19 protein-coding genes are annotated in these 19,932 nt (G+C 63.9%); 13 read left to right on the top strand and 6 right to left on the bottom strand.

Features of this window, described 5'->3' with window-relative positions; genetic code table 11:
• Positions 1–81: 81 nt before the first annotated feature.
• Positions 82–1,602: a leucyl aminopeptidase gene (locus FJW10_RS14900; protein WP_140900673.1), complete on the top strand. Its 1,521-nt coding sequence runs from the start codon at positions 82–84 to the stop codon at positions 1,600–1,602.
• Between the two features lie 4 nt (positions 1,603–1,606).
• Complete coding sequence (locus tag FJW10_RS14895) at positions 1,607–2,056, top strand: DNA polymerase III subunit chi (protein ID WP_140900672.1); 450 nt, start codon at positions 1,607–1,609, stop codon at positions 2,054–2,056.
• Positions 2,057–2,061: 5 nt separating this feature from the next.
• Here FJW10_RS14895 and FJW10_RS14890 read toward each other — a convergent pair whose 3' ends face one another.
• Positions 2,062–2,628 (bottom strand): T6SS immunity protein Tdi1 domain-containing protein, encoded by a 567-nt coding sequence (locus FJW10_RS14890; protein WP_140900671.1) that lies wholly within the window; start codon positions 2,626–2,628, stop codon positions 2,062–2,064.
• Between the two features lie 138 nt (positions 2,629–2,766).
• Here FJW10_RS14890 and FJW10_RS14885 point away from each other — a divergent pair, with 138 nt between their 5' ends.
• Genes FJW10_RS14885 through FJW10_RS31050 form a run of 7 tightly spaced genes read left to right on the top strand, consistent with a single transcriptional unit; the run spans position 2,767 to position 9,597 of the window.
• On the top strand, positions 2,767–3,756 hold the full coding sequence (locus tag FJW10_RS14885) for a 3-oxoacyl-[acyl-carrier-protein] synthase III C-terminal domain-containing protein (protein ID WP_140900670.1): 990 nt from the start codon (positions 2,767–2,769) through the stop codon (positions 3,754–3,756).
• 3 nt (positions 3,757–3,759) lie between these two features.
• A complete protein-coding gene (locus FJW10_RS14880) occupies positions 3,760–4,743 on the top strand; it encodes an NAD(P)-dependent oxidoreductase (RefSeq protein ID WP_140900669.1) in 984 nt (327 codons plus the stop codon).
• Positions 4,740–5,564 carry an MBL fold metallo-hydrolase gene (locus FJW10_RS14875; protein WP_140900668.1) on the top strand — a complete coding sequence of 275 codons (825 nt, stop codon included), beginning with the start codon at positions 4,740–4,742 and terminating at the stop codon, positions 5,562–5,564. Before FJW10_RS14880 ends, FJW10_RS14875 begins: the two co-directional genes overlap by 4 nt.
• Positions 5,561–6,817, top strand: coding sequence for a CoF synthetase (locus FJW10_RS14870; protein ID WP_140900667.1), 1,257 nt, complete (start codon positions 5,561–5,563; stop codon positions 6,815–6,817). The genes FJW10_RS14875 and FJW10_RS14870 overlap by 4 nt, the downstream gene beginning before the upstream one ends.
• Positions 6,814–7,959: a GNAT family N-acetyltransferase gene (locus FJW10_RS14865; protein ID WP_140900666.1), complete on the top strand. Its 1,146-nt coding sequence runs from the start codon at positions 6,814–6,816 to the stop codon at positions 7,957–7,959. The genes FJW10_RS14870 and FJW10_RS14865 overlap by 4 nt, the downstream gene beginning before the upstream one ends.
• A complete protein-coding gene (locus tag FJW10_RS14860) occupies positions 7,956–8,951 on the top strand; it encodes a Rieske 2Fe-2S domain-containing protein (protein ID WP_140900665.1) in 996 nt (331 codons plus the stop codon). Before FJW10_RS14865 ends, FJW10_RS14860 begins: the two co-directional genes overlap by 4 nt.
• A gap of 34 nt (positions 8,952–8,985) precedes the next feature.
• Positions 8,986–9,597, top strand: coding sequence for an addiction module antidote protein (locus FJW10_RS31050; RefSeq protein WP_348639757.1), 612 nt, complete (start codon positions 8,986–8,988; stop codon positions 9,595–9,597).
• Positions 9,598–9,603: 6 nt separating this feature from the next.
• Here the strand turns inward: FJW10_RS31050 and FJW10_RS14845 are convergent, their stop codons facing one another.
• From FJW10_RS14845 to FJW10_RS14835, 3 genes are all read right to left on the bottom strand, one after another.
• Complete coding sequence (locus FJW10_RS14845) at positions 9,604–10,761, bottom strand: ATP-grasp domain-containing protein (RefSeq protein WP_140900664.1); 1,158 nt, start codon at positions 10,759–10,761, stop codon at positions 9,604–9,606.
• Positions 10,762–10,869: 108 nt separating this feature from the next.
• The gene (locus FJW10_RS14840; RefSeq protein WP_140900663.1) at positions 10,870–11,370 is read right to left on the bottom strand and encodes a DUF995 domain-containing protein; all 501 of its coding nucleotides are present in this window, start codon (positions 11,368–11,370) and stop codon (positions 10,870–10,872) included.
• Positions 11,371–11,502: 132 nt separating this feature from the next.
• Entirely contained in the window at positions 11,503–12,414 is a 912-nt protein-coding gene (locus FJW10_RS14835; protein ID WP_140900662.1) for a glycoside hydrolase family 26 protein, read from the bottom strand.
• A gap of 588 nt (positions 12,415–13,002) precedes the next feature.
• Here FJW10_RS14835 and FJW10_RS14830 point away from each other — a divergent pair.
• From FJW10_RS14830 to FJW10_RS14820, 3 genes are all read left to right on the top strand, one after another.
• Entirely contained in the window at positions 13,003–14,862 is a 1,860-nt protein-coding gene (locus FJW10_RS14830) for a cellulose synthase catalytic subunit (RefSeq protein ID WP_246674269.1), read from the top strand.
• 152 nt (positions 14,863–15,014) lie between these two features.
• Entirely contained in the window at positions 15,015–16,076 is a 1,062-nt protein-coding gene (locus tag FJW10_RS14825; protein WP_140900660.1) for an acyltransferase, read from the top strand.
• A gap of 279 nt (positions 16,077–16,355) precedes the next feature.
• The gene (locus FJW10_RS14820) at positions 16,356–16,760 is read left to right on the top strand and encodes a hypothetical protein (RefSeq protein ID WP_140900659.1); all 405 of its coding nucleotides are present in this window, start codon (positions 16,356–16,358) and stop codon (positions 16,758–16,760) included.
• Positions 16,761–16,922: 162 nt separating this feature from the next.
• Here the strand turns inward: FJW10_RS14820 and FJW10_RS14815 are convergent, their stop codons facing one another.
• Both FJW10_RS14815 and FJW10_RS14810 read right to left on the bottom strand, forming a co-directional pair.
• Entirely contained in the window at positions 16,923–17,987 is a 1,065-nt protein-coding gene (locus FJW10_RS14815) for a glycosyltransferase family 2 protein (RefSeq protein ID WP_140831311.1), read from the bottom strand.
• A 5-nt stretch (positions 17,988–17,992) separates the two neighbouring features.
• The gene (locus FJW10_RS14810) at positions 17,993–18,910 is read right to left on the bottom strand and encodes a lysylphosphatidylglycerol synthase domain-containing protein (protein WP_140900658.1); all 918 of its coding nucleotides are present in this window, start codon (positions 18,908–18,910) and stop codon (positions 17,993–17,995) included.
• A 486-nt stretch (positions 18,911–19,396) separates the two neighbouring features.
• Between FJW10_RS14810 and FJW10_RS14805 the strand changes: the two genes are divergently transcribed.
• Positions 19,397–19,900, top strand: a complete 504-nt coding sequence (locus tag FJW10_RS14805; protein WP_246674268.1) for a DUF995 domain-containing protein — start codon at positions 19,397–19,399, stop codon at positions 19,898–19,900.
• The last annotated feature ends 32 nt before the right edge of the window (positions 19,901–19,932 follow it).

Below are 19,932 nucleotides of genomic sequence, written 5' to 3'. Positions count from 1 at the left end.
TCGCGCACGCTTGCCAACGCGTTGCTCGCCAAGAAATACCCTTTGCCGGCACCTTCCGGCCATCCCTGAAAGCAGGACCTGATGACGTCGAGACCTTCCATTTCTTTCGCCAAGTTTGCCGCGCCGAAAAAGGGCAGCGTCTTCGTGTTCGCCGCCGATGGCGGCGGGCTCGGCGAGGCGGCGAAGGCCTGCGATCCGGCCGGCGCGCTGGCACGCGCCTTTCCGGTCGCGGATTTTTCCGGCAAGTTCGCAAGCTCGGCCGAGGTGCTGGCGCCGGAAGGAACGCCGGTCGACCGGCTGGTGGCGGTCGGCGCCGGCAAGATCTCGAGCCTCGACGACAATGCATGGCTGAAGCTCGGCGGGGCCATTGCCGCTTCGCTGCGCAAGGCGGTCGAGGTGGCCGTCATCCTCGATCTGCCAGAACTGCAGCCCGACGGCCGTCAGGCGGCCAATCTTGCCGCCGGTATCCTGCTGCGCAGCTATTCCTTCGACAAATACAAGACCAGGAAAGACAAGGAAGACGGGCAGTCTGACGCGAAGGGCGCCAAGAAGGCCGAGGCGGCGAAGCCCGCGAGGATAACCATCCACTGCGCCGATCCCGCGGCCGCGAAGAAGGCGTTTGCGGGCGAGGAAGCCGTGACCGACGGCGTGCTGCTTGCGCGCGATCTCGTCAACGAGCCGGCCAATGCGCTCGGGCCGGTCGAATTCGCCGAACGCGTCAAGGCGCTGGAGCAGCTCGGCGTCGAGGTCGAGATCCTGGCTGAAAAAGAGATGAAGAAGCTCGGCATGGGTTCGCTGCTTGGGGTCGCGCAAGGCTCGCCGCGCGGCGCGCGGCTGGCAGTGATGCGCTGGAACGGCGGCAAGGCCAAGGACGCGCCGCTCGCCTTCATCGGCAAGGGAGTCACCTTCGACACCGGCGGCAATTCGATGAAGCCGGCCTCCGGAATGGAGGACATGAAGGGCGACATGGGCGGCGCGGCCGCCGTCACCGGCCTGATGCATGCGCTCGCCGCGCGCAAGGCGAAGGCCAATGTGGTCGGCATCATCGGCCTGGTCGAGAATGCCGTCGACGGCCATGCCCAGCGCCCCGGCGACATCGTCACATCGATGTCCGGCCAGACGATCGAGGTGCTCAACACCGACGCGGAAGGCCGCCTCGTTCTGGCCGACGCGCTCTGGTACGCCAACGACCGTTTCAAACCGAAATTCATGATCAACCTGGCGACGCTCACCGGCGCCGTCATGGTGGCGCTCGGCCAGCATTATGCCGGCCTTTTCTCCAACAATGACGAGCTTGCCGGGCGGCTTTTCGGCGCCGGCCAGGTCAGCCAGGAGCGACTGTGGCGCATGCCGCTCGGGCCCGAATACGACAAGCTGATCGATTCCAAGAACGCCGACATGAAGAACATCGGCGGCCGCTATGGCGGCGCCATCATCGCCGCGCAGTTCCTGCAGCGCTTCGTCCAGGACACGCCCTGGGCGCATCTCGACATTGCCGGCACCGCGATGGGCGCGCCGTCGAGCGAGATCAACCAGTCCTGGGGCTCGGGCTTCGGCGTGAGGCTGCTCGACAGGCTGGTGCGCGATCACTACGAAGGGTAGGGGGATGGCCGACATCCTGTTCTACCATTTGACCGAATCGACGCTCGAAGAGGCGCTGCCGGGCCTGCTCGAGCGCAGCGTCGAGCGCGGCTGGCGCGCGGTGGTGCAGACCGGCACCGAGGAGCGACGCGACGCGCTCGACCAGCATCTGTGGATTTTCCGCGACGATTCCTTTCTGGCGCATGCCACCGACCGCGAGGCCTATCCGGCCGAACAGCCGGTCCTGCTCACCACGGGCGGGGGCAACCAGAACGCGGCGCAGATCCGCTTCCTGGTCGACGGCGCAAGCCCGCCCGAACTATCGGGCTACGAGCGCGCCGTCTTCCTTTTCGACGGCCATGACGCCGCGCAGCTTGAAGGCGCGCGGACGCATTGGAAGACGCTGAAGGAAGCCGGCCACGCCGTGACCTACTGGCAGCAGACGCCCGACCGTCGCTGGGAGCGCAAGGCTTAGAGCCGTCAGCGATCGGAGATCGTTACCTTGTTGATTTTCGTACCGTGCGGAAGGTCTTTTACTTGCCGGTGAATCTGGCCGGCTATGTGCACTTTGACCACGAAGAAAGTCTTGTTGATTTGCTTAACGGACATTTCGCCACCGAGCACGGGCGGCTTTTCGAAGTCGTAACATTCGCCGACCCCCAAGACCAATCCCTTCTTTCGTGCCGTCGTCACCAATCCAGCCAGCAACAGTTCGTCGCGCCGATCAGGATCATTGAACTGGGTTGTAAGTTCCGGCCACGTTTCCGAGACTTCGGTCAATCGGCCTCCGACCATGTCCAGCAATTTGACGGAACCATCGGGAGCGCGGAAGAAAATGTCGCCGAACGCAGAGACTGCGCCGGGCTCCAAGCCATCAAGCCCAATCCACTTCCAGCCGTCCAGCGCTTCCCAGATATCCTTCTTTGATGGCTCGATAAACAGATGCTGGAGACCGCTCGGCCACGGGCTTCTGACAGCGTCTGCATTTGGCTTAGAAACAGAATTCCCGAAGACAAAAGAAATAAAGCGAGAAAAAGAATTAGCCATACCTCATCCCCTGGAAGCATCGCATACTTACAGCAGAATGATCGACGATCAAACATGGTCGCGCAGGCGCCGATGATGGTCGTCGCCTCGAACCGTTTTTTGCGTTAGATAGGGCCAAGCTCACGCGGCGGGGGGAGAATGCGGATCAGGATCGTCGGAACCGGCAGGGCGGTACCGGCTGAGCGCCTCACCACACGCGCCCTGGAGGCGAAGCTGAGCCTTGGCGAGGGCGCGCTTGAAACCGTCACCGGTGTCGTCGAGCGCTATGTCTGCAATGCCGAATCGCAAATCGATCTCGCCTGTGCCGCCGCGCGCCTTGCCCTTGAGGATGCCGGCGTAGAGGCCGGCTCCGTGGACCTGATCGTCGGCGGCTGCGGCGTGCCTTACCAGCCGTTGCCTGCGACCGCGCCGCTCGTCATGCAGCGCCTCGGGGTGGCGGACGGCTCGGCCGCCGCCTTCGACGTCAACAGCACATGCCTTGGCTTCCTCACCGCCTTCGAGACCGCGGGCCGCATGATCGAGGCGGGGCAGTGCGAAACGGCGCTGGTCTTCTCGTCCGAAGTCGCCTCGCGCGCTTTGCCGTGGCAGGACGCGCCGGAGATCGCCGCGCTCTTCGGCGACGGCGCGGCGGCGGCCGTGCTGCGCAAGGCCAAGCCAAGCGAGGGAAAGGTGGCGGCGAGCCTGATGCGTACCTATCCGTCGGGCTGGGAAGCCTGCGGCATTGGTTCGGGCGGCACGCGCTTCGATTTCCGCAAGGAGCGGGAAGCGTTTGCCGCGCACAGCCTGTTCCACATGGACGGCAAGGAATTGTTCCGGCTCACTTCGCGCCACTTCAACGGCTTCGTCGATGCTCTGCTCGAGCGTGCCGGCTGGCGGCATGACGATGTCGATCTCGTCGTGCCGCATCAGGCGAGCCCCTTCGCGCTTGCCCATATGACGCGCCAGACCGGTTTTGCGCCGCAAAAGCTCGTCGACATCTCCGCCCGCTTCGGCAACCAGATCGCGGCTTCCATGCCCTTCGCGCTCGACGTCGCGCGCCGCGAGGGGCGCGTCGCGCCAGGCATGAAGCTGCTCTTCCTCGGCACGTCGGCCGGGGTCTCCTTCGGCGGCATGGCGCTGGAGACCTGAGGGATGGCCGTGCTCGTCACCGGCGCCAGCGGCTTCCTCGGTGCTCATGTGCTCGAGCGGCTTGCCGCGTCCGGTATGCTGGCGCTCGGGCTCGGCCGCGATGAAGCGCGTTGCGCCGCACTGGAGGCCGCCGGCCATCGTATCGTCCGCCACGATCTCGCGCAGCCGCTCGATGGCGCGCTCGATCCGAGGCTTGGCAGGATCGAACGGATCATCCATTGCGCGGCGCTCTCTTCGCCCTTCGGCCGCCTCGGGGATTTCGTGGCGGCGAACGTCACGGCGACACGGAACCTGCTCGGCTTCGCCGAGCGACTAGGGGTCAGCCGCTTCGTCCACATCTCCAGCCCGTCCGTGTGCTTTGCCTTCCGCGACCAGCTTGGGCTCAGCGAGGACGCGGCCTTGCTGGAGCCCGTCAATCACTACGCCCGCACCAAACGCGAGGCCGAAAAGATCGTGTTCGGCCAGCCCGCCATCCATCCGGTGGTGCTGCGGCCGCGCGGCATCTATGGCATCGGCGATCGGGCGCTGCTGCCGCGGCTGATCAAGGCCGCGAGGAGCCGGCCTTTGCCGCTGTTTCGCGATGGCCGGGCGGCCATCGATCTCACCCATGTCGACGACGTCGTCGACGCGGTGCTGGCGGCGCTTGCCGCGCCCAGGGAAGCGGAGGGCCAGGTCTTCAACATCTCCGGCGGCGAAGTGCTGCCGGTCCGCCGCATCGCCGACGAGGCCTGCAGCCGCGCCGGTCTCAAGGCGCGCTGGCGGCCGACGCCGCTCATGCCGGCGATGCTGGCGGCCGGCCTGATGGAAGCGGTGGCGCTTCGGTTGCCCGGGCGGCCCGAGCCGCCGGTCACCCGCTATGGGCTCGGTCTCTTCGCCTATGCGCAAAGTCTCGATCTTTCCAAGGCGAAGCGGATGCTTGGCTGGGCACCGAAAATCTCGTTCGAGCAAGGGCTTGACCGCACGTTTGCCGGTGACGCCGAGCCATGAGGATCGTCTTCGCCAACAGCGCCTGGGTGAGCGCCGCCGAGCGGCTGATCCTGCGCGGCGGCGGCTGGCAGAGCGTCAGGCTGCGCGTCCGCTACGGGTTGATTTTTCACCCGGTTGCCGGGCCGGTGCTCATCGACACCGGTTACACGCCGGAAGCACTGACAGGCGAGGGGCGCGGGCGGATGCTGCGGCTCTATGGTGCGCTGCTGAAACCGCAGCTCAACACCGCGGAGCAGGTCCTGCCGGTGCTGCGGCGTTTCGACCTGTCGCCCGATGACATCCGCACAATCATCGTCACCCATTTTCACGCCGACCACATTTCGGGCCTGTCGCTGTTCCGCAACGCCCGCTTCATCGCCAGCGATGCCGCCTGGGCGCGGGTCAAGGCGCGCAACCCGAGGCACAATCTGCGCCATGGCGTCTTCGCCGAACTCTTCCCGCTGGATTTCGAGGCGAGGCTGGAGGGCCTGTCCGCAAAGCGGAGGGTCGAGGCGCGCGAGGATGTACCCGGCGGCTCCGATCTCTTCGGCGACGGCAGGGTGATCGCGGTCGATCTGCCTGGACATGCCGACGGCCAGATCGGCCTGCTGTTTACCGGCCTGGAGCGGCCGCTGCTCTATGCCGTCGATGCGCAATGGCTTCTCACGGCCTTGACCCAGAACCGCACGCCGGGTTTCCCGGCCACGCTGATCGCCGAGGATGCCGCGGCGATCGAGCCGACCAGCGCCATGCTGCGCCGCTTCCTCGCCGCCGGCGGCGAGGTGATACTCTGCCATGATCCCGCTCCGACATCTTATGATCTCGCGCCGGAGGCCGCATGAACGGGCTGGCGGAAGCGGCGGGCTGCTTCGCCCTGACACACTGGGTCTCGCGCAAGACCCGGCCCGGCTTCGAGCGCTGGCAGGCGGCCGCGTTGCGGCGCTTCCTCGATCGTGACCTGCCGCGCGCGTCCTTTTACGGCAAGGCGCCGGCGCACCTCGCCGACCTGCCGGTCACGGACAAGGCGCTGCTGATGGCGCGCTTCGACGAATTCAACATCCACGGTCTCACCGCTGCGCAGGCCCGGGCGGCCCTGGAGCGCGATGGCCGCGCCGGATCGCTCACGGTCGGCGCCAGCACCGGAACATCGGGCAATCGCGGCCTGTTCGTGATTTCCGAGGCCGAAAAATACCGCTGGCTGGGCGCGATTCTGGCCAAGGCGGCGCCGGATCTTCTGTGGCGCGGCATGCGCGTCGCCGTCATCCTGCCGCAAAACACCGGGCTTTACGACAGCGCCCGCAGATCGCGCCTGATCAAGCTCGCCTTCTTCGATCTGACCGCAGGGCCGGAGAGCTGGCGCGGCGCGCTCGAAATGTTCGATCCGACGGTCATCATCGCGCCGCCAAAAATCCTGCGCCATTTCGCGGCCGAAAACTTCCGGCTCCGGCCGAAGCGTGTCTTCTCCGCCGCCGAGACTCTCGACCCGGTCGATCGCCCGGTGATCGAAAATTTCTTCCGGCTGCCACTCGACCAGATCTATATGGCGACCGAAGGCCTGTTCGCGGTGACCTGCCGGCAGGGCGGACTGCATCTTGCGGAAGACTCCGTCTTCTTCGAATTCGAGCCGGCGGGAGAGGGGCTGGTGACGACGCTGGTGACGGCCTTTCGGCGCCAAACCCAGATCATGGCGCGCTACCGGATGAATGACCTTTTGCGCCTGTCCGGACAGGCTTGCGGCTGCGGCTCGCCGCTGCGCTGCGTCGACGAGATCGTCGGCCGCATGGACGATGTCTTCCGTCTCATGTCACAGGATGGCCCGATCCTGGTCACGCCGGATGTGTTGCGCAACGCCGTGCTCAAGGCCGACCGCCGCATCGATGACTTTCGCCTCGTCCAGTCCGCGCCGGGCAGGGTCGAGCTCCGGCTTCCATCAACGCTCGCGGACGAAGCGGCAGAGGCCGCTCATCTGGCAGTCCGCGCGCTGCTGGAAATGCGAAAGGCGGTCGCTACCGTGACGCTTATCCGCGCGCCGCTGCCGCTGGAAACAGGCCGCAAGCTGCGCCGCGTCGAATGCCGCCTGGAGCCGGCGCGATGAGCGGCGCGGCGATGATGGAAAGACCTGCGCAGCGGGCCGACCGGGTCGAGAACAAGCCGGCAAAGGTCGAGGCTTTTGTGGGGCTTTTCCACGAGGTGCCGGTGCGCGATCTCATCGCCAATCTGGACACGAAAGTCGAGACGTTCGAAGTCGCCGGGCGTATTTTTCCATTGACACTGAACGACGCCGACGAAGCGCCCAACTGCTATATCTGCTGCCCGACCTGCGCCTATGTCGACTATGCGATGGACGAGACGCGCAACTTCGCCTCTCACCCGCTGCTGCAACGAGCGCTCAACGCCTTGATTGGGGCGTGCGCGCCGCTTGTCAGGGCAAGCGGCCTCGACCATCAGGCGCAGGTCAACAACTGGCTTTATTCGACCAATCCGGTGCCGTTGCTCGACCGGCCGGCGGCCGCGTCGCTGTGCGCGGACCTGACCGGGCGTTTCCCCGATCGCGCCATCGTCATCCGCTCGTTGAACGATATCGCCGATCCGGCGACCATGGCCGCCTTGAAGGCCGAGGGGTTCCGCATGCTGGCGGCGCGCCAGATCTACATCTTCGCCGACCGCAGCGCCGCACCGGTGATGACGCGCGACATGAAGCGCGATCGCGCCCGCCTGCGCGCGACGCCGTTCGAGCGGGTCGGCAATGGCGATTTCACCGAGGCCGACTATGCGCGTGCCGAAATCCTCTACAACATGCTCTATCTCGACAAATACACGCCGCTCAATCCGCACTACACGGCTCGCTACATCGCCGAAATGCACCGGCGCGGCATCATCGGCCTGGCGGGGCTGCGCAGGCCGGGCGGCGATCTGGTCGCCGTCACCGGCCTGTTCGAAAACGGCGGTACGCTGACCCAGCCCATCGTCGGCTACGACACCGGCTTGCCGGTGGCCGACGGGCTTTATCGCATGATGATGGCGATGGCGCAGGACCACGCCACGGCGCGCGGCCTGTTCTTCAACATGAGCGCGGGTGCCGCCGATTTCAAACGCCGGCGCGGCGCGGTCGCCGCGATCGAATACAACGCCGTCTATGCCGGGCATCTTCCGCTTCGCCGGCGCCTGGCGATCCGCGTCATGGAGACCGTGCTGGCGCTGGTCGGCATTCCCCTGCTCAGGAGGTTCGAGTTGTGAGCGAGCGGCGTGGGGAGGATCATTGGCAGGCGGTGGCGCTGTCCGCCGATATCGGCAAGCAGCCGAAGCGCATCCTGTTCGATCGTGCGCCCGTGGTGCTGTTCCGCTCGGCGCAAGGCATCGCCGCGTTGTTCGACCGCTGTCCGCACCGGCTGGTCGAGCTGTCGACCGGCAAGATCGTCGGCGGCGAGATCGAATGCCCCTATCATGGCTGGCGCTATGACGGCGAGGGCCGCTGCACCGCGATCCCCGGCCATGTTGGCGCCATGCCGCACTACCGGGTTCGCCGCTACGCGGCGATCGAGCGCGACGGCGTCGTCTTCATCTCATCCAGCACGCCGCGGTGCGAGCCTTACCTGCACTGCATGCAGGGCAGGGACATCATCGTGCGGCGGGTGCGCTCGTCGACGCAGTCGACGGTGATCGACGCGGCGGAAAACATCCTCGATGCCACGCACACCCACTTCACCCATAAGGGCCTGCTGCGCGGCCTCACCTCCAAGCGCCATCTGGTGCGGGTCGAGGTGACCGGCGGCGAAGGCTGGGTCGAGGCCAGCTACACCGGCGAGAACCGCCAGCAGGGCCTCATCAGCCGGTTGCTCGAAGGCGAGCGCGCGAAAACCATCGGCCGCTTCCGTCATCCCGGCATCGCCGAGCTCGAATATTGGGGCAAGGACGGGCTGGTCCTGGCCACCACCTTCCATCTTCGCCAGGCCGACGAGCGCACCGTCGAAGGCATCGGCTGGCTGATCGGCCGGCGCCAGGGCCTGCTCGGCGAACTGAAGGCGCTGGCCTTCAAGCCGCTCTTCACCATCGCGCTGCACCAGGACCGCCGCGTGCTGAAATCGGCGAGCGACAACGCCCGTTTCGCGCCGCAAGTCCTGCCGGTGATCGGCCCGCTCGATTTCCTGCGCCGCGACATCGCGGCGATCATGGAGGGGAAGATGCCGGCGGCGGCCGGTGAGCCGAAGGTGCACCAGATCGAGTTGTGAATTAAAGTTCACGGCACTTGATTGGATCGTTTCTGTGAATTATAGTTCACGAGTGATCGAGGTTCGGCAGACTGACGAATTCGGAAAGTGGCTGCGGGACCTTAAAGATATCCGAGCCGCCAGGAAGATTGCTCAACGGATCATTCGTGTTGAAGCGGGCCTGCTGGGAGATGCCAAGTTCTTCGAAGGCATCGGCGAGCTTCGGATCGACTACGGACCGGGCTACCGTGTCTATTTCATCAGGCGCGGCAATACGGTCATCATCCTGCTTGCGGAGGCGACAAATCCTCTCAAGACAGGGACATCAGAAAGGCCAAGCAGATGGCAAGCGAGGTTTGACATGGCTCTCAAAACCACACCATTCGATGCCACTGAATATTTCGACGACGCAGAGTCTCAGGCCGAGCTCCTTGCCGACGCGTTCGAGACCGGTGACGCAACCTATATTGCACACGCGCTCGGCGTCATCGCACGAGCTCGCGGCATGACGGCCGTGGCTAAGAACGCCGGTGTTACCCGCGAGGCGCTTTATAAGGCGCTGAGTGAAAAGGGCGATCCGCGCCTCAGCACGCTGCTGGGCGTCACCAAGGCGCTGGGTTTGCAACTTGAGGTCAAGCCTATCGGCCCGGGCTCGCTCGGGGCCTGAAGCGCCTCAACCAGGCCCATTCCATTCGATATCACGCGTCGACGCCGCCTGCAGGCTGATGCGTTGGCGCAATGCCACTCGCGCAACCTCCAGCAGCGCCGGCCATTGTGCCTTCACCGGCGCGGAATCTCCCGGCCAGTCGAGCAATTCCTCGCCCTCGCGCATCGCCTTGCGAAAGTGGGCGAGCCCGCCTGAGCGCAGCGCGGCCGGCAGCCCAAAGATCCACATCGCGAGTCGCACGGTTTGCGGCACGGACACATCGGGAATGACTTCCTGACCGTCGCCGAGCACGGCATCCACAAAGCGCGCCGGATCGCGGAAGAAATGCAGGCCGCTCACGGCGCGCGGGTTGCATTCGAGCGGCAGCACGCGGCCATCCGCCTCGCGCATCAGGTCGAAGGAGATCTGCCCGGTCCATGCGATGCCGGCGACGATGCGCTCGACCAGATCGCGCGCCGCATCGTCCTCGACCCGCTCGAAGAAGATGCCGGCGCCTTTGCCGGCGCGGTAGAGCGAGCGGTAGAGCGCAAGCGCCTTGAGCCTGCCTTCTAGCGCCACCGCATAGGCGCTGATCTCCTTGCCCTCGACAAAACGCTGCGCCACCCAGGGCATGGCGGGCGAGGGCACGATCGCATCGAGGAAATCCGGTGTCGGACGCAGCAGAACGTGGCTGGCGAAGCGCGACCAGACCGGCTTGAACACCAGGTCGCGCGAGCGGCCACGTACCGCCTCCAGATCGTTGAGGGAATTGAGAAGCGCCGTTTCCGGCACCGCGAGGCCAAGCTGTTCAGCCAACCGGATGAAGCTGTGCTTGTTGTGAACCTGCGCCAGCAACGCGATATCGGGGGCGAACAATCGCGCCGGCATGGTCCTGCCGCGCCAGGCGAGCGCGAGGTGAAAGACCTCCTCGCAGGTCGGGACGACCATTTCGACGCCTTCAGTCCGTATCAGCGTCTCCACCGCCTCTGCATAGGCTCGCGGTTCGAAGCGCGGCGGCGGCAGCCGGCAATAGCGCGCGCAGGCCTTGCTCGCCGCCGCGATGGGCCTCGCCGGCGTGTCGGCCAGGATCACCCTTTTCCCGGCGCCACGGAGAAGGCGCGCCAGATGCAGCGCCACCGGCGCGCGTGCCCCTGTAATCAGGATGGATCTGTCAGCCGTCTGCATCGGTCATTCGCGGTCGTTCCCGTCGCGAAAACCGTTGCGCGAATCGCCTTGCCAGGCAATCGCGCTGTTCATGCCAACCCTGCATGGCGCCATGCCGGCGGGCAGCGACTACAACTTCGCCTTGAAGCGTTTCACCTTCCTGCTGGCGTAGTCGCCGTTGCGCAGGCTCGATTTGCCGTGGCGATCCTTGAACTCATACCAGTCTCCGCTCGGAGATTTGCGCTGGTAGATCACCTTGCCGGCCTGGCGATGCTCGAAGCAACTCAAGGAGGTCTTGGCGCCCCACGAGCCGTGCCAGGTTGCCCGGAAACACAGTTTGCCGTGGCCGGGCATGAACCAGAGACCCTCGCCGTAGCTCTTGCCACCCTCGGTGGACCACGCTGTGAACTGTCGCTTCTGCACGGCAAAATACGCAGCGCCGTGATTGCCCCAGCGCCATGAACGATTCTTGTAGAGCTGATAGACACCTTCGTCGGAAACGGCGACGGCCTTCGCCGCCTTGGCGTCGATCCTGTTCGCGGCTTTGGCCATTGCAGCACCCTGCTGGCCGACAACAAAAACGGAGAAGGCGAGCGCCGCTCCGAGCAGATTTCCCAACACCCTGTTCACGATTTTACTCCGCCAACTCATTTACGCCACGCGCCTTGCATCGACTCCCAAGGCCCGGCCCTGGGAGCGATCCCTATCAAACTGGAAAGCTGGAGCCCGTCCCTGTTCTGCCGGACGGGCATGGCCTCGCCACTACGGCAGGACGTGCTGGGTTACCCGCCAGTCGGGCAGCCCATAGCCGCCCAGCCACGGCCAGACTTCCTTCTGGTTGAAGTAGACCACCGAGGTCAGGGCCGGAAACCCCGCATAGGACTTGCGCGAGTCGTCAGCCCATTTCGACACGTAGTCCTCTTTTCCGACATAGCCCAACTCGGCGACAATGACCGGCTTGTTGAATTTCGCGACACGGTCATAGCCTGGCTTCAGCGTTTCTTCGAATGTCCGGTCGCGGCCGGCCTCGTCATTGTCCTTCTTCTGCAGGCCGAACACCGACAGGCCGATGACGTCGACGTAATCGTCGCCGGGGTAGTATTTTTCGAGACCCTCGACACCCTTGGGCGACCACATGTATTTTGCCGCGGGCGCGACCTTGCGGCAGACGTCCACCTCGCGCTTGTAGGCGGCGATCCAGTCCTTCGGCGCCCAGTTGGCCCAGGTGAAGCGACCGTTCTTGTCTTCCATCTCTTGCGCCCAGCGGATGGTGACCGGGCTCTTCATCTGCCCGACAAGGCTGCAGATCGCCTGCATGTTGGCGTCGTATTTGCCGCTCAATATGCCGTCGCGCAGTTCGGGCGGCGTGATGCGCCAGTCCTTCGACCATGTCCAAGGCTCGATGGTGATGAGCAGCGAGCGGCCGCGTTGCTGCGCATAGGCGTCCGCCAGCGGCAGCGTCGACAGGTCGACGTCTTCCCAAGGCAGGAACAGTTCCTCGATACTGGCCGACTTGTCATTGCTGAAATCGCCGTAGGGATCGTAGGAGCCGAACGCCGACGCGGCCGAGCTCGTCTTGATCGGATCCGTCCCGGCGGGCGATCCGGCCGACGCCGGTAAGGCCACGCCGAGAATGAGTGCCGAAACAACCGCGGTTGCTGTGGAGAGTTTCATTCCCGTCTCCCATGGCTTCAATGCCCCGCCGGACCTTTGAAGCTTGCCACGACGTGCCGATCGAAACCGGTACGCAAACCCAAATATCGGTCTGCTCACGTGAACTGCGGGTTTTCCGAGCGACTGGGACGGTGCGTCTCACGCTGTGCCGTCCACTACGATAGTCTATCGAGGCCCTATACCCAGACCTTTAAGACAAGGTCGCCGCGATACTCACAAATTCGCGCCAACAATACGATATTAACCCTTCCTCATATAAGAGCCTATGCCCGGCGAGAGTCAAGCGCAATTAACCGTTACTTAACCTTGTTGCTATCGGCATGGTTAACCGCGCGCATGGCAAGATCGGCCGCCCGGACGGGCGGACGCTCTTGATCAAGTCGACAAAAGGCCGGGCCGGCGCGGCTGCGCCCGGAAGGTAATGGCACGCAGGCAAGGGAAGGTTAACCAGTTCGCAACAAGCGTGGTTAACGAAAACCTAATTCTGTTGACTCCGCATTAGCGTCGGCTGATTCTGTCGCCGGGTGAACGTCCTCGACCGGTTTTTGGTCGGGCGCGCAAGGCGGCGGGTAGAGTATGAGTACGTCGATGGATGCCGGCATCTCCGGCGGGGCGGCAAAGTCCGTGCGCCGATCCGATGCAGTTCGGACTGACATCGGCCCGAAGGGCCCTTATCTCGTGCCCGTTCTCACTTCCCGCCAGCGGCTGATCCTACGGCTGGGTCTCGGTTTCTGGTTTGTCACGCTGGCCTTCTTCTGGTCGTGGTGGCTGCGACCCTCCCATGTCGAGCATATCGGACCCTTCGCCTTCGCCACCATAGTGTTGGCCTGGCTGACCTTGATGCCGATGTATTTCCTGCTCAACGTCCACGCCTCGAGGAAGTCGTCGAAGCTGCACACGATCCCGAAGCGCTCGCGCGTGGCCATGGTGGTCACCAAGGCGCCGTCCGAGCCTTTCGCCGTGGTCCGCCGTACGTTGGAGGCGATGCTGGCGCAGGATTATCCGCACGACACGTGGCTTGCGGACGAGGACCCGAGCGAGGAAACGATTGCCTGGTGCGACGCGCATGGCGTGCTGGTATCGACGCGGCGCGGCCGCCAGGATTATCATCGCAAGACCTGGCCGCGCCGGACGCGCTGCAAGGAAGGCAACCTAGCCTTCTTCTATGATCATTACGGTTACGAGCGCTACGACTTCGTCGCCCAGATGGACGCCGACCATGTGCCGTCACCGACCTATCTGAGGGAAATCCTCTATCCCTTCGCCGATCCCACGGTCGGCTACGTATCGGCTCCCAGCATCTGCGACAATAACGCCGACGAAAGCTGGGCGGCCCGGGGCCGGCTGTTCGTCGAAGGGATGCTGCACGGCCCATTGCAATCCGGCTACACAAGTACCGGCGCCCCGCTCTGCATCGGCTCGCATTATGCCGTGCGCACCATTGCGTTGCGGCAGGCGGGCGGGCTGGGCCCTGAGCTGGCCGAGGACCACTCCACCTCGATGATGATCAGCGCGGCTGGATGGCGCGGTGTACATGCCATCGATGCCATCGCGAATGGCGACGGTCCGCAGACTTTCGCCGACTTGGTTACTCAGGAGTTCCAGTGGTCCCGGAGTTTGACGACCGTCCTGCTTGAATACACGCCTGGATGTCTTTCCAGGCTCAGCCCAAGGCTCAGACGGCAGTTCGTATTCTGCCAGCTCTGGTATCCCATGTTCGCTCTATTCGCCATGGCAACGTACGCTATGCCGATCTACGCGCTTTTGTCGGGCAACAATTTTGCCAACGTGACGTATCTGGAATTCCTTTTCTATTATGTGCCGAGTGCGACCGTCCCAATTGCTCTGGTGATCTTTCTAAAAAGGTTGGGCCTCTCGCGTCCATTCTCGGCCAAGGCCATCAGTTGGGAAGGGACACTCTTCCATTTGTTCGCGCGCTGGCCTTGGGTGATGGCGGGAACGCTGGCGTCGGTTCGCGATTATCTGACCAAGTCATTCGTCGATTTCCGCGTCACCCCAAAAGGCAGTGGACCAAAGCATCTTCTGCCCGCCCGCGTCATCGTGCCATATGTGATGCTGGCGGTTGGCGCTTCGTTGCCGGTTCTTCTTGTGGAGCATCCTTCGAGAGCCTTCGGCTTCTACTGGTTCGCCACGTTCAATGCGACGATCTACGGATTGCTGATCGTCGTGATAGTTGCCAAGCATCTGACTGAGAACAAGATTTCACTGCGGCAGAACGCGGGGAAGTTTGCCTTGCAAGGATCGCTCGCCGCCGTCGCCATTTTAATCCCGCTGGCGGGATTTTACGATCGCGGGCTGCAAGGCATATATGGACTGCAACAGGGCGCCGGCGTGCACATCGTCAAGGTTATCTATCCGGTTTCCGGTGCCGGCCGTGGCGAGGTCGGAAGCCAAAGGTTCAGCTTCGATCCCGGTTGGGGTGATTGAAGCGTCAACAGTCAGTGGACTAGTCAAATGGAATGCCCGGAGACAGCTGTCATTCATGGTTCAATCCTATCGGCGGGTCACTTCCTTGGTGAGTGGTCCGAATGCCGGCGCGGCACCACTAAGCCCTCGCAAGCGGGCATTCCCCGCTCACCATGATGCCTAAGTCCGAGTACAGGCCGCAGATCGACTCGCTGCGGGCCATTGCTGTATTCGCCGTCATGTACTCGCACTTCTGGGACGATGCCTCACTATGGGGGCATTATGGTGTCCGGCTGTTTTTTGTTATCAGCGGTTACCTGATTACCGGTATCTTGATCCGGTCGAAGGAAGCGGCCCGATCACAAGGCGCTCTTGGGGTCATTCTGGTCTTCTATCTGCGGCGAGCCCTGAGGATTTTCCCGGCATATTACGTGATGCTGGCCTTGGCGGCCGCCTTCTTGCCCGAAGTCCGGTCATCGTTGCCTTGGCACGCTGCCTACCTTTCCAACATCTTGTTTGCGCTCGACGGCAACTGGGACCCCTGGCCGCTCGCCCATCTGTGGAGTTTGAGCGTCGAAGAGCAATTTTATTTGTTTTGGCCGCTGCTGATCGTGCTGAGCCCTGGCCGGACACTGATCCCGACGCTGATCGGGATCATCTTCGCGGCGGTCGCCTTTCGGGCTGCCATTGTGTTCTACCTTCCGGAAGGCCCGGCACGTTACGTGTTGACGCCGGCTGCGTTTGACGCCTTGGGCGGCGGCGGACTGCTCGCAGCGATTGAAGCGTCCAATCGACTGACCGATCCACCGCGCCGGAGACTGGCAATAGCGAGCGTCGCGGCCATCGCCATCGTGGTGGTTTCACTCACGCTGCAGTCTGCGATGTTCAACTTTGTACTCGGCGACTTCCTGACCGTCGTACCTATGGTCGCGGTTGTGAGTTGGGCCAGTGTGGGTGCAAAGGGTCTAGTCAAACGACTGGCAGAGAACTCCATCGTGCGATATCTGGGTCGGATCAGCTATGGGATCTATCTTTATCATTTCCCCGCGCTGGCCGTCGTCTTCCTGTTCTGCGAACACTTCGAGATGCAGCTCCCCTCGCTCGGCCCGATCCGGTTCGTGATTGCGAGTCTTGTCACGGTCGCGGCTGCCGCGGTCTCGTGGCACCTGCTGGAACAACCGTTGAACCGCCTGAAAGCGAGGCTGTCCTACGTGGCCGCGCCGGCCGGAAACTGACCAAAGGCGGTCCTCACCGGCAGTTGTGGCTGACGTCGATTCGACCTGAAATCATACTGATCTGTAGGCTGCCGATATAAAAATGTTCGCATTTTAATAATATTCGATCGAGCAGTGAAAGACGGCGCTCATCACGTCGTTTGCGCGAATTTTAACAAGTCTCCTCTAATATTAAGTCACGGTGTGAGCGGCTATGAGCTGTTCGCGCGGCGCGGAAGCCAAGGAACGAGAAAATATATCCGCGCATCAGCAACGTGTGTTCAGTGGCAGGGGACGGCAATGAACAATTTCATGGGAAAAGCGACAGCCATCGGCAGGAGATACGCTCATGCCTTTGCCGCCGTTGCACTGGTGTCGATGGTGTCTGGCTGTCAGAGCATGGACACGATGAAGACCGCCTCGCTCAGCATCAAGCCGGCAACGCACATGACCGGCAAGAAGGTTTACCACCTCAAGAAGCAGCGGCTGCCTCGCATCCACCGCAAGCCGCTGACGCAGACGACCAGCGTGACGCGCGTCAGGGAAGAGGCCTACGCGGCGTACGTGCGTACGCAGCGCGTTCGCTTGGCCGGGCCGGTCAGGATCTCCTACAGCCCGGGCAGCGTCGGTCCGCTGCTTGGCCATTCGCCGTGGATCTGCGGTCCAAGCGGTTTCGGCCAGCACTCGGCTTGCCGGGCACGTTAAAAACGCCGAAGCCCCGCCGCTCGGCGGTTCCGTGAAACGCTGAACCGCTCTGGGGCCGGATGACTTCAGGTCGAATCGACCCGAAATCTGAATCCGGCACGCCTTTCGGCATCATGCTCCAAGGGTGGGCATCGCGAGGCAAGGGAATGTGCGCTATCAGCGCTACCCCTTGCCTCCGGTCGCCGGCTTGCTCGGCCAATGCCAGCCGTCGCCCTCGCCATGCGCGGGCTGCGGCCGCGCCACATAGGCGAGCGCGCCATTGGCCTCGAGATAGACGCGCGACAGCATCTCGGCGAGCACGCCCGACGTCACCGCCTGCAGCCCGGCGATCACCAGGAAGAAGCCGGTGATCAGCATCGGCCTGGTGCCGATGTCCTGTCCCCAGAAAACCTTGATCGCGAAGAGATAGGCGAGGATCAGCGAGCCGAGCACGCCGAGCACGATGCCGATGCCGCCGAAGAAATGGCCAGGCCGCGTGCGGTAGCGCAGGAAGAAGAACATGAAGACGAGATCCAGCACCACGCGGAAGGTGCGCGAGATCCCGTATTTGGACTGGCCGTGGATGCGGGCGTGATGCGTCACCACCTCCTGGGCGATGCGGCGCGGCGTCGTCACGGTCGCGAGCCATGCCGGGATGAAGCGGTGCATCTCGCCATAGAGCCGGACGCTGCGGATGACGCTGCCGCGGAACACTTTCAGGCTGCAGCCATAGTCCTTGAGCTTAACGCCAGTGACGCGCGCGATCAGCCTGTTGGCGATGCGCGAGGGCAGGCGGCGCAACCAGAACCCTTCCTTGCGGTCCTTGCGCCAGCCCGCGACGAGGTCGAGATCCTCGGTCAGCAGGCGGTAGACCATGCGCGGAATGTCGAACGGGTCGTTCTGCAGGTCGCCGTCGAGCGTGGCGATGACGTCGCCGCGCGCGGCGTCGAGGCCGGCCTGCATGGCCGCGGTCTGCTTGTAGTTGCGCACCAGCTCCACGCCATGCACATGCGGCCCGTATTGAGCCGCCAGCCGGCGGATCTCGGCGGGTGTGGCATCGGTGCTGCCGTCGTCGACCAGCACCACTTCCCAGGGCTGGCTGTAGTTCTCCATCGCCTGATGGATGCGGACGAGCAGCGGCTCGACATTGTCAGCCTCGTTATACATCGGGATGACGATGGAGAGCTTGTGCTCGGGCATGACGGCGCCCTCGGGCAGTCCCGATGCGGGAATGGGAAGCACGTTCATGGCGGTCATTTCCTTGCCGGTCCCGCCGCCGGGTTTTCCGGCAGCGTCGATTTCGAGGGGAACAGCCAGGCGATCGCACCGGTTGCGACCGCAGAGCATAGGATGAAGAGATGCAGCGCCAGCGCCGCCTGCAGGCCATCCTTCATGGCAATGCCGGAATAGAGCAACGCGGCTGCGGCGCCCGCCTCATAGGTGCCGAAGCCAGCGACGCCCTGCACCGGCAGGATGGCCGCGGCTTCCGCGCCGACGGCGCCGGGAAAGGCGGTCTGGAACGAGGTGTTAAGCACCATGGCGAGCAGCCATCCCTGCACGCCGAGCTTCAGCGCCCAGTTGGCGATCGTCCACCACCAGCCATAGCGCGAGCGTCCCGTCGCTTCGGTGAAGATATCGCGCAATTTGCCGAGCTTCGAGAGGATCCTGCCGCCAGTGGTCCAGTTATGCGGCGCGCGCGCCCAGCGCGGCAGATACCATGCGGCGGCGATCAGCGCCGCGATGCCGGCGGCCCTCAGCGCCGGATGCACGCCCGGCCAGACCAGGCAGGCCAGCACGCCGACGACGAAAGCGTCCTGCAGCCTGAACCAGAGGAGAGAGGCGCTGGCGCGCATGATCGATACGCCGAACACCTGGCGCAAAAGGATCGGGAAGGCCGTCTCCCCGCCACGGAACGGCACCACGTTGATCATCGCATTGTGGATCAGGATGATGCGAAGCACGGCACCGAAGCGGCCGTTCACGTCGGCGCGGAATTCGTCGCAGACGCGCAACGCTCTCAGCACATAGGTGACGAACAGCGCCGCCGCCACCGCCGCGAAGGCGCCGGGCGTGATGGAGGCGAAGGCGTCGCCCACCATCTTCCAACGCTGGTCGCTGGCAAGCCATGCCAGCAGCGCCAGGGTGACGACTATCGATATCGCTCGCTTCAACCAATCCTCCGATGGCGCCCGCCGCCGCGTAGAAGCGGCTTATCCGGTGGTTCGACAATTCACGCCTTTGTCCGCGGATCGCTTCGCCGGCGCGCCTCGAACGGCGCGCCGTCACGGGCGGGTGATCCTATAGACCAGCATCGTATCCGAATCCACAAGCTTGGCCGCGGTCTTGTCGAGGTGGTCGATCACCCGTCCTGTCAGGGCTTCGAGCGAGTTGACATCGCGCCGCGCGCGGCTGTTAATAGGACCAAGGGCGCTGCTCGCGCCGCCATCGGGCCGATAGGCTCGGGCAACGTGACGGATCGCGGAAAGCCCGAAGAAACATCTTCCAGATCATAATTCCTCGACCCGGGCCATGTCAGGGTCGAAAGGGGGCCTATTTATATGCGAGCGCTCATCGGAACGACAGCTGAAACCACGTCGCCATGCGAACCGGGATCGACCGGACGGGGCTCGAGAGGTAGGCCATCGAGGCGCGTTTGGTTGCTGCTGGCCGTCTGTGGCCATCTGGCCTTCATCGGCGCCGCCGGTGCGACCACGGCAAAGAACAATGCGCCCGTCGAGGCGGCCGCCAAGCCCGAAGCAGCTCCGACGGCTTTCGAGTTGCAGCTCCTTTACGCCGACCGCACCTGGAACTGGGAGAATGGGGCGGCTTATTTCGGGACGGACAGACGGCTGCGGGCCTGGACAGGCGGACAGGATGCGCCGGCCGTCGGCGAGGGCCGCTGGCTGGTGACCGAGACCGGCAAGATGTGCATGGAACTCGCGTGGCGATCCAAGACCTACAACACCAAGCCGCAGCGCACCTGCTACAGTCACCGTGTCGAGAAGGGCAATATCGAGCAGCGCAAGGATCCGGACGGCGGCTGGTACGATTTCAAGCACGCCAAGGATAATCCCGCCGACGAACACCGCAAGTTCGAGGCGGGCAACACCAAGGGCGCTCAGTTCGACGAGGCTCGCAAGCTCATCGATACCAAGAGCTAGGGTAAGCCCGGCAAAGTCCAAAATGGAGGCTC

This window comes from Mesorhizobium sp. B4-1-1 (assembly GCF_006439375.1).
In the GTDB taxonomy this organism is placed as follows: Bacteria; Pseudomonadota; Alphaproteobacteria; order Rhizobiales; family Rhizobiaceae; genus Mesorhizobium.
The sequence above is the reverse complement of the archived record's forward strand: the minus strand, read 5'-3'. Positions and strand labels throughout refer to the sequence as shown.

Bases quoted from the DNA above. Each gene is read 5' to 3' on its own strand.
- FJW10_RS14830 (WP_246674269.1), top strand. From the start codon at position 13,003: ATGGATGCCGGCATCTCCGGCGGGGCGGCAAAGTCCGTGCGCCGATCC.
- FJW10_RS14875 (WP_140900668.1), top strand. From the start codon at position 4,740: ATGAGGATCGTCTTCGCCAACAGCGCCTGGGTGAGCGCCGCCGAGCGG.
- FJW10_RS14865 (WP_140900666.1), top strand. From the start codon at position 6,814: ATGAGCGGCGCGGCGATGATGGAAAGACCTGCGCAGCGGGCCGACCGG.
- FJW10_RS14820 (WP_140900659.1), top strand. From the start codon at position 16,356: ATGAACAATTTCATGGGAAAAGCGACAGCCATCGGCAGGAGATACGCT.
- FJW10_RS14890 (WP_140900671.1), bottom strand. From the start codon at position 2,628: ATGGCTAATTCTTTTTCTCGCTTTATTTCTTTTGTCTTCGGGAATTCT.
- FJW10_RS14895 (WP_140900672.1), top strand. From the start codon at position 1,607: ATGGCCGACATCCTGTTCTACCATTTGACCGAATCGACGCTCGAAGAG.
- FJW10_RS14825 (WP_140900660.1), top strand. From the start codon at position 15,015: ATGATGCCTAAGTCCGAGTACAGGCCGCAGATCGACTCGCTGCGGGCC.
- FJW10_RS14835 (WP_140900662.1), bottom strand. From the start codon at position 12,414: ATGAAACTCTCCACAGCAACCGCGGTTGTTTCGGCACTCATTCTCGGC.
- FJW10_RS14885 (WP_140900670.1), top strand. From the start codon at position 2,767: ATGCGGATCAGGATCGTCGGAACCGGCAGGGCGGTACCGGCTGAGCGC.
- FJW10_RS14870 (WP_140900667.1), top strand. From the start codon at position 5,561: ATGAACGGGCTGGCGGAAGCGGCGGGCTGCTTCGCCCTGACACACTGG.
- FJW10_RS14900 (WP_140900673.1), top strand. From the start codon at position 82: ATGACGTCGAGACCTTCCATTTCTTTCGCCAAGTTTGCCGCGCCGAAA.
- FJW10_RS14815 (WP_140831311.1), bottom strand. From the start codon at position 17,987: ATGAACGTGCTTCCCATTCCCGCATCGGGACTGCCCGAGGGCGCCGTC.
- FJW10_RS14880 (WP_140900669.1), top strand. From the start codon at position 3,760: ATGGCCGTGCTCGTCACCGGCGCCAGCGGCTTCCTCGGTGCTCATGTG.
- FJW10_RS14845 (WP_140900664.1), bottom strand. From the start codon at position 10,761: ATGCAGACGGCTGACAGATCCATCCTGATTACAGGGGCACGCGCGCCG.